Origin of the sequence: Hypericibacter sp. (genome assembly GCF_050729195.1) — a bacterium.
GTDB lineage: Bacteria > Pseudomonadota > Alphaproteobacteria > Dongiales > Dongiaceae > Hypericibacter.
Genome location: NZ_JBOHKS010000287.1, coordinates 1 through 8,509, shown reverse-complemented (window position 1 = coordinate 8,509; position 8,509 = coordinate 1). Strand labels below are relative to the sequence as shown.

9 protein-coding genes are annotated in these 8,509 nt (G+C 65.1%); all 9 read right to left on the bottom strand.

Annotation, left to right across the window (positions count from 1 at the left end):
* Positions 1-404 (bottom strand): DUF4864 domain-containing protein (locus ACREE8_RS23685; protein WP_431575487.1); only part of this gene is annotated, 404 nt, incomplete at its 3' end.
* Between the two features lie 25 nt (positions 405-429).
* Complete coding sequence (locus tag ACREE8_RS23680; protein WP_431575486.1) at positions 430-648, bottom strand: biotin/lipoyl-containing protein; 219 nt, start codon at positions 646-648, stop codon at positions 430-432.
* A gap of 48 nt (positions 649-696) precedes the next feature.
* On the bottom strand, positions 697-1,668 hold the full coding sequence (locus ACREE8_RS23675) for a biotin-dependent carboxyltransferase family protein (RefSeq protein ID WP_431575485.1): 972 nt from the start codon (positions 1,666-1,668) through the stop codon (positions 697-699).
* A 14-nt stretch (positions 1,669-1,682) separates the two neighbouring features.
* Complete coding sequence (locus ACREE8_RS23670; RefSeq protein ID WP_431575484.1) at positions 1,683-2,552, bottom strand: 5-oxoprolinase subunit B family protein; 870 nt, start codon at positions 2,550-2,552, stop codon at positions 1,683-1,685.
* Positions 2,553-2,588: 36 nt separating this feature from the next.
* The gene (locus tag ACREE8_RS23665; RefSeq protein ID WP_431575483.1) at positions 2,589-3,959 is read right to left on the bottom strand and encodes an acetyl-CoA carboxylase biotin carboxylase subunit; all 1,371 of its coding nucleotides are present in this window, start codon (positions 3,957-3,959) and stop codon (positions 2,589-2,591) included.
* A gap of 223 nt (positions 3,960-4,182) precedes the next feature.
* Positions 4,183-4,908 (bottom strand): LamB/YcsF family protein, encoded by a 726-nt coding sequence (locus ACREE8_RS23660; RefSeq protein WP_431575482.1) that lies wholly within the window; start codon positions 4,906-4,908, stop codon positions 4,183-4,185.
* A gap of 69 nt (positions 4,909-4,977) precedes the next feature.
* Entirely contained in the window at positions 4,978-5,964 is a 987-nt protein-coding gene (locus ACREE8_RS23655) for a Gfo/Idh/MocA family protein (RefSeq protein WP_431575481.1), read from the bottom strand.
* 9 nt (positions 5,965-5,973) lie between these two features.
* The gene (locus ACREE8_RS23650) at positions 5,974-6,999 is read right to left on the bottom strand and encodes an ABC transporter permease (RefSeq protein WP_431575480.1); all 1,026 of its coding nucleotides are present in this window, start codon (positions 6,997-6,999) and stop codon (positions 5,974-5,976) included.
* Positions 6,999-8,509, bottom strand: a 1,511-nt coding sequence (locus tag ACREE8_RS23645; RefSeq protein WP_431575479.1) for a sugar ABC transporter ATP-binding protein, incomplete at its 5' end; no start/stop codon positions are given. The genes ACREE8_RS23650 and ACREE8_RS23645, both read right to left, overlap by 1 nt.

Genomic DNA, 8,509 nt, shown 5'->3' with positions numbered 1-8,509 from the left:
AGCGGCGTCAGGAGATAGAGCGCCGTGACCGGCTCGCCCTGGGGCCCCGTGACCGCGACGCGGCGCGCCAAATAGCCGTTCCAGGAGACGAACGCGCCCGGTGCCAGCGAGCGGGCGCGGTAGATCACACCGTATTCGGCCGCGACCATCGCCAAGAAATTGGTCGGCCGCTGATAGATCGCCTGGAGCTGTGGCGAGGCGGCGGCGAAGGCCGCGGGCCCGTCGTCGGCGAGAAAGGCGTGCCACTGGCCGTCGATGAGGGTGGCGATTGCGGCGCTGGCTGCAGGACCGGGGTCGGGCGCTGCCGCTAAGGGCGGCTCGGCCTCGAGCGTGCGCGGCGGTTGATCCTGGGCGAAGGCAGGAGCGCCGAGGGCGGTCCCGATCAGGATCGCCAGCGCCCCCAAAAAGGAGGGAAGGCGGGACGCCTTCCTACGCGATCTCGACCGCCAGGATGCCGGCATCGACACCCTCCTGGCCTTCGGTGATATGCACCGCCTTGACCGTGCCGCCCTCTTCGGTCGGATGCGGTACTTCGGTTTTCATCACTTCCAGGATGAAGAGCACATCGCCAGGCTTCACCTTGTCGCCGGGCTTCACCAGCACCTTCCAGACATTGCCCGGCACCATCGTCGAAATCTGCTCAGCCATCGAAACGCTCCATCCCTGAAAATCGAAAACGCCTGGATCCGCGCGGCCCTAGCTTATACTCGCCGCCGTGCAGATCGCATTGAGCTTCTTGCGCAGCTCCTGGGCCTGGTCGACCGAGACCGCCTTGAAGCGGTAGACGTCGCCGGGCTTGGACTGTCCAAGCTTCCAGAAGGCGGCGGAGGGCACGGTGTAGGGGTTGATGAAGCCGCCCATGCTGGGGCCGTCATTGACCAGGATGATCGGCGTCTGGCCGGCGAGGTTGATTGCCCCCAGCGGATAGCCATGGTCGATGATGTTGGAGGGTTCCGAGCCGTTCTCCGGCGCCTTCTTGTAGGCCTTCTCGGTGAAGGTCCATTGCGGCCCGTCGAGCCGGAAACCGGTCCGGTCGCTCTTGGAGGAGAGCTTCCAGTCGCTGGTGAGGAAGCGCTGCTGGCCGGCCTCGTCGATCCAATCGTCGTTGGGACCGGGCACCACCTCGATCTCCCAGCGCTTGTCGGCGGCGAAATGCGGCCGCGCCTCGGGCTTCACCTTTTTCCCGACCGTGCCTTTGACGCCGGTTGCGACCGGCACCACCTGCTTGGCCTTGAGCGCGCGGCCTTCCATGCCGCCGACGCCGGCCTTGTGGAAGGTCGAACGCGAGCCGAGCCAGGCGGGGGTGTCGATGCCGCCGGCGATCGCCACATAGGCGCGCACGCCCGACTTGGCCGGGCCCATCGCCAGGGTCTGGCCGGATTTGACAGCGATACTTTCCCAGAGCGGCACCGGCTGGCCGTCGAGCTTGGCCTGCATATCCGCACCCGTGATCGCGATCACGCCGTCGCGCTGAAACTTCAGGGTCGGGCCCATATATTGGCATTCGAGCCCCGCAGCATCGGCCGGATTGCCGACCAGCAGATTGCCGAGGCGGAAGGACCAGCTGTCCATGGGGCCGGAGGGTGGGAAGCCCTGGTTCCAGAATCCGATGCGGCCGGGATAGTCCTGGATCGAGGTTTCGAGACCGGGCTGGATGACTTCGAACATGGCGAGGTCTCCTCCTAGAAGCGCTGCGTCTTGTCGAGCGTCGCGATCCAGGTCTTGTAGTTCCGGACCGAGAAACGCTGATACTCGACGACGTTGTAATTGTAGCTACCGTCCTTCACCTGGGCCTCGACATGGAGGAACTCCTCCGGCGAGACCGGCACGAACTTCACCCGGTCGCCCGGGCGGAACAGGCAGATCGACTTCTCGAATTGGGGGAAGCGCTTGGTCGTGTCCCAGATCGGGATCGGGATGCGCGCGAAGATCTGATAGCCGCCCGGCGTCGCCACCGGATAGATCGCGGTCGAGGCACCGCCCATGCCGACCGTGCCCTGGGGCGTCCAGGTGCGCGGCGGGTTGTATTTGGGTGCGGTGATGACGCAGCGCGGATCGAGTGCCATCATGAAGGGCAGGCCCGGCCAGAAGCCCAGCGAGGCCACCCAATATTCCGTCCCGGAATGGACGCGCACCAGCTGCTGCGCATCCTTGAGGCCGTTGATCTCGGCGACGAAATCGGGGTCGTACTTCTTCTTGGTGATCTTGTTGCAGTAATCCTCGATGCATTCCCTGGTCCAGGGATCGAGGTAGCAGGTCGGGAAATAGAACAGGCGGCTGTCGAGCTCGATATCGTCGGAGGAGCCGAGCGAGCCGATCAGCGACTTCATCTCCCTGGTCAGATCCTTGAAGTCGATCCGGTCGGGATCGTAATGGATCAGCATCGAGGCGAAGCTGGGCGCCGTCTCGATGACGCCCTTGGTCTTCCCCTGCTCGATGGCGCTGGCGAGGCCCTGGGCCATGAAATTCAGCTCGAGATTCATCTCGTTGCCGAACTCGATCAGCATGTAGCGATCGCCGCCGGGCATGAATCTCGGTTCTTCGTAGATCATCGCGAAGGACCTCCCCCTCTTTCCCTGTTTCTCTCGTCAGCCCTGAAGCAGCTCGGCCGCGTGGGCCGGAATGAATCCGGTCCAGCAATCTCCGGCACGGAAGGCCGGATGCGACAAGAGCTTCTTCAGGAACGCGATATTGGTTGCCACCCCGTCGATAGTCGTGCCGTCGAGCGCCTTCAGCATGCGATCGATCGCGGCCAGCCGCGAAGGCCCATGGGCGATCATCTTGGCGATCATCGGATCGTAGTGGAAGCTGATCTGGTCGCCTTCGCGCACGCCGGTATCGACACGCAAGCCCTCGCCCGCAGGCGGCAGCCTGAAGACCTTGAGCGGGCCCGGCGAGGGCATGAAATTCTTGACTGGGTTCTCGGCATAGATCCGGAGCTCGACCGCATGGCCGGTCGCCGTGATCTTGTCCTGGGTCAGGTCGCGCAAAGCGTCGCCGCCGGCGAGCTTGATCTGGAGCCCCACGAGATCGAGCCCCGTGATCGCTTCCGTCACCGGATGCTCGACCTGGATGCGGGTGTTCATCTCGAGGAAGTAGTATTTGCCGGTGACGGCATCGACCACGAACTCGATCGTGCCGGCGCCGCGATAACGCTCCTGGCGCACCAGCGCCACGGCGCTCTCCGCCATCTTGGACAGCATCTCGAGCGGCAGGTTGGGCGCGCGGCTTTCCTCGACCACCTTCTGATAGCGGCGCTGGATCGAGCATTCGCGCTCGAACATATGGACGCCGCGCCCGTCGCCGAAGCCGAACACCTGGATCTCGATATGACGCGCCTTCTCGATCAGCTTCTCGAGATAGACCGAGCCGTCGCCGAAAGCCTTCTCCGCGAGAGCCTGGGTGGCCTCGACCACGGTCTTGACGTCGCCCGGGCCGTCGACGCGGCGCATGCCGATGCCCCCGCCGCCGGCCGCGGCCTTGACCAGCAGCGGGAAGCCCACCGCCTGGGCCGCTTCCTCGAGGCCCGCGACATCGCCCGGCTCGAACCGGCGCGAGCCCGTCAGGACCGGGACGTCCGCATCCTTGGCCAGCTGGCGCGCGCGTTCCTTGTCGCCCATATCGTCGATGGTCTGGGGCGTCGGCCCGATCCAGACCATGCCCGCTCCGGCCACGGCGGTGGCGAAATCGGAATTCTCGGCCAGGAAGCCATAGCCCGGATGGATCGCGTCGGCGCCGGTGTCCCTGGCGGCCTTCAGGATGTTGTCGATGACGAGATAGCTCTGCTTGGCCGGCGCCGGCCCGATCGCGACGGCCTCGTCGGCGCTCGCCACATGCAGCGACTTGGCGTCGGCCTCGGAATAGACCGCGACCGTCTTGATGCCGAGCTTCTTGCAGCTGCGGATGACGCGGCAGGCGATCTCACCGCGATTGGCGATCAGGACTTTGGTGATGGGCATCGGCAAAACGCTCCGGCAGTTTGACAGCGAGTCCTTGAGGCTACCCCTCACGCTAACTTCTCCCTCAAGGGGGGAGGGGATAGGTAAGTGGAGGGGATTAGTAAGGAGGAGTTAGGGGCGATACTCCAGAAATTTTCCCCCGCTGCAATAACCCCTCCCCCCTTGAGGGAGAGGTTAGGGTGGGGGGTGCCGCAGACTCCTCCCTAAATCAGTCTGCCCCTCCCTAATTCAACATCGGCTTCAACGCCTCATACACTGCCTTCGCCAAGCCGACAGCCCCCGGCGTGTCGGAATGGACGCAGATGCAGTCGGCGCGCATGGGGATGTCCGGGCCCTCGACCGACTTGACCTTGCCTTCCTTGATCGCGCGCAGCGTGCGCTCGACCGCATGCTTCGGATCGACCGCCGCATGCTCGCGGGTGATGATGAGCTTGCCGGTCTGGTCGTAATCGAGATCGACATAATATTCGGCGAGGAAGCTGTGGCCCCGCGCCTTGTAGATCTTCTCATGCAGCGTGCCGGCCATGCCCAGCAGCGTGACCTTGAAGGCATCGGCCGCGTCGCAGATCGCATGCGCGGTTTCTTCGTTGCGGGCCGCCATGCCATAGAGCGCGCCATGCGGCTTGATATGGTTGAGCTTCATGCCCTCCGCATCGAGAAAGCCCTTGAGCGCGCCCACCTGATAGATGATGGAGGCGGCGAGCTCGTCGCGATTCATCTTCATCTCGCGCCGGCCGAAGCCCTGGAGGTCGGGCAGCGAGGGATGCGCGCCGACCTTGACGTTGTGCGCCTTGGCCAGCTTCACGGTCTTGTGCATCACCAGCGGGTCCGAAGCATGGAAGCCGCAGGCCACGTTGGCGATGCTGATATAAGGCATGATGCCGGCATCGTCGCCCATGCGGTAAAGCCCAAAGGCCTCGCCCATGTCACAATTGATCGCCAGTCCCATCTCTCTTCTCCTTGATCTCTGATCCCTGGATTGCCGTCGCCGGTGGCCCGGCTGTCGTTATTCGAATCTTCAGAAAGCGGGTTTGACCGGAGCGCCGTCCTTCGCGGCCGAGGCGACCATTGCCTCCATGACCGCGACGGTATGGATGGCGTCGCGTGGCGGCACCGGGAAGTCGGGTCCGCCGGCGCCGGCGCGCGCGAAGGCCTCGAGCTCGGCATGGAGCGTATCGACCGGCGTCAGCGTCACCGGCTCGGGCTTGGCGGCCCCCGCGCGCTGCAGGCTCAGCTCATGATCGTCGACCCGCGCATAGGCGTTGGCGGCGGTGCCATAGAGATAGAAATAACCCTGGCGCGGGCAGGCGGTGAGCGTCCCGAGATACCCGGTCTGGCCCGAGGCGAACTCGAAGAGGGCGCTGGTGGTGTCATCGATATCGACCTTGACCGCCTGGCGCTTGGCGAGGCTGCGGACGCGCTCGATCGGCCCCAGCATCCATTGCAGCAGGTCGATCATATGGACGCCCATGCCGGCGATGCCGCCGCCGGGGCTCTCGGCGCGGCTCGCGCGCCAGCGCTCGGGGGTGTAGTTCATGGCGCTCGGGTTCGAGAACTGTGCCTCGGCATGGAGGATCTGGCCGAGACCGCCTTCCGTGACCAGCTTGCGGATCGCGAGCGCCGCCGGGGCGAAGCGCCGGTTATGGCCGACGGCGAGCACGACGCCGGCCTTCTGGCAGGCCTCTGCCGCGCTCTTGGCGGCGGCGGCGCTGACATCGAACGGTTTCTCGACGAACACATGCTTCCCGGCCTTGGCCGCCTGGGTCACATGGGCCGCATGGAGCGAATGGGGCGTGGTCAGGATCACCGCGTCGATCGCGGGATCGGCCAGCACCGCCTCATAGCTCTCGTAGGGCTGGGCGGAGAACTTCTGCGCGAAGGCGGTGCGCTTCTCGGCCGAGCGCGAGCTGCAGGCCGTGATCCGAAGGGCGCTCGATTTGCCCTGGATCGAGCTTGCCAGCTCGTCCGACCACCAACCCAGTCCAACCGATGCCGCGCGTAACATGGGAATTCCTCAGTCCTTAAGGCTGGCGACGAAGCGCAACCTTGCCTGGTCGGCGACCACGGCGAGGATCAGCAACACGCCGATCACCACCGTTTGCAGATAGGATTCGATCCGCGCCAGATTCATGCCGTTCTGCACCAGGCCGATGAAGATCGCACCCAGCACCACATTGATGAGGCGGCCCGAGCCGCCACGCAAGCTGACGCCGCCGATGACGCAGGCCGCGATCGATTCCAGCGGCATGGTGGCGCCGATATTGGCCTCGCCGGATTCGAGGCGTGCCGTCAGCATGATGCCTGAGATCGCCGTCAGGCCGGCGCAGAGCACATAGGCCATGAACAAATTGAGACGCGTATTGATGCCCGACAACCGCGAGGCCTTCACATTGCCGCCGATCGCATAGAAATATCGGCCCATCCGCGTCCAGTTCAACAGCACATACATGAAAAGCATGAGCGCGCCGGTGACATAGATGGGCACCGGGATACCCAGGAGCTGGCCGAAGCCCAGCAGCTTGCCGAAGCTGTCGGGCATGCCATAGACAGGGACGCCGCCGGTGAGGAAGAGCGCGATGCCGAACCCGACCGAAGCCATGCCGATCGTCATCATAAAGGGCGAGACGTTGAAGAGGGCGACGCCGGCGCCGTTGACGATGCCGATCGCGACACCGGCACCCACGCCGGCGAGGATGCCAACGGTGATCGCCAGCACCACCGCGTCGGGGTACATCGCAATGACACCCGACATGGCCATCGCGCCCACGACCGAGGTCAGGGCCAGGATGGTGCCGACCGAGAGATCGAAGCCACCGGTCAGGAGCGCCAGCATCTGGCCCATCGCCACCATGGTGAGATAGGTGGATTGCCGCGCCACATTGATCAGGTTCTGGCCTGACAGGAACTTGCCGGACATGAGGGCGAAGATGACGACCGCGATCACCAGCAGGAAGGGCAGCACGCCAAGACGCACGAACGCCACCTGCATCCATTCGGTGACGCTGCGCGTCCGTTTCGCGCCCTCCAACGGTTCGGCCATCACGCCGCCTCCCTCTCGAAGAAATGTCTCAGCACCTTATCCTCGGTGATATCGGCTCCCTGCAGCTCCGCCCGCAAGGACCCGCGATACATGACATAGGCGCGGTTGGTCAGATGCAGGATTTCCGGCAGGTCGGACGAGATCAGCAGCACCCCGGCGCCGGCCTGGCAGAGATCGCGGATGAATTCGTAGATCGCCACGCGGGTGCCGACATCGACGCCGACCGTCGGCTCGTCGAACACGAAGAGCTTGACCTCGCGGGTCAGGGCCTTGGCCAGCAGCACCTTCTGCTGGTTGCCGCCGGAGAAATGCTCGACCGGGCGCTCGATATTGAGCGGATGCAACTGCAGTTTCTGCGCCAGAGTCTTCGCGGTGGATTTTTCGGCGCCCCGCTTGAGGAAGAGGGCCCCCGAGAAGACGTCGGCATGAAGCGCCGGCAGCGCGATGTTCTCGCGCGCCCCGCGGCCAATCACCAGGCCCTCGGCTCGCCGGTCGGGCGGAACATAGAAGAAGCCGCGATCGAGCATCCGACGCGGGGTGGTGCGGGTCGTGTCCTGTCCGAGGAAGCGAACCTGGCCTGCCTGGATCGGCTCGATGCCGAAGCAGGCGCGCGCCACTTCCGATTTGCCGGAGCCGACCAGGCCCGCCAGCCCGACGATCTCGCCCGCCCGCACCTGGATCGAGACATCGCGGACGGTGTCGGTCGCCGTGGTGAGATGCTCGACCTCGAGCAGGGTCTCGGCCGGCTTGTAGGCGACCTTGGGGAAGATCTGGCTGATGACGCGGCCGGTCATGAGCTCGACCAGCTTCGCCTCGCTGGCCTCGGCCACGGGCAGGGTCGCGATATATTTGCCGTCGCGCAGGACGGTGATGCGGTCGCCGATGCGTTTGATCTCGGCCAGCCGGTGGGTGATGTAGATGACGCCCACGCCCTGCGCCTTCGCCTGCGCGATCAGCGCGAAGAGGCGCGCCGTCTCGCGCTCGGTGAGCGATGCCGTGGGCTCGTCGAGGATCAGCACGGAGAGATCCGAACGGAAGGCCTTGGCGATCTCGACCATCTGCTGCTCGGCGCGGCTCAGATGCTCGACGCGCCTCGTGGGCTTCAGGGGAAACCCCAGCCGGTCCAGCATCTCGACGGCGCGCCGGTGCATCGCCGCCTTGTCGAGAAAGGGACCGGACTTCGTCTCGGCGCCGAGGAAGAGATTCTGCTCGACCGACATCTGCGGCACCAGGGAGAACTCCTGGAACACGGCGCTGATGCCGAGCCCGCGGGCCTGATGCACGGAGTGGAGATCGATCGGATGGCCCTTGAAGAGGATGCGCCCGCCGGTCGGCTTGTGGGCGCCCGCGACCATCGAGATCAGGGTGGATTTGCCGGCACCATTCTCGCCGAACAGGACATGCACCTCGCCCGCTCGCAAATCGAAATCGACGCGATCGAGGGCGAGCACGCCCGGAAACTGCTTGCTGACGGATTCGAGCCGGAGCAGCGGGAGCCCGCCTTCAGGCG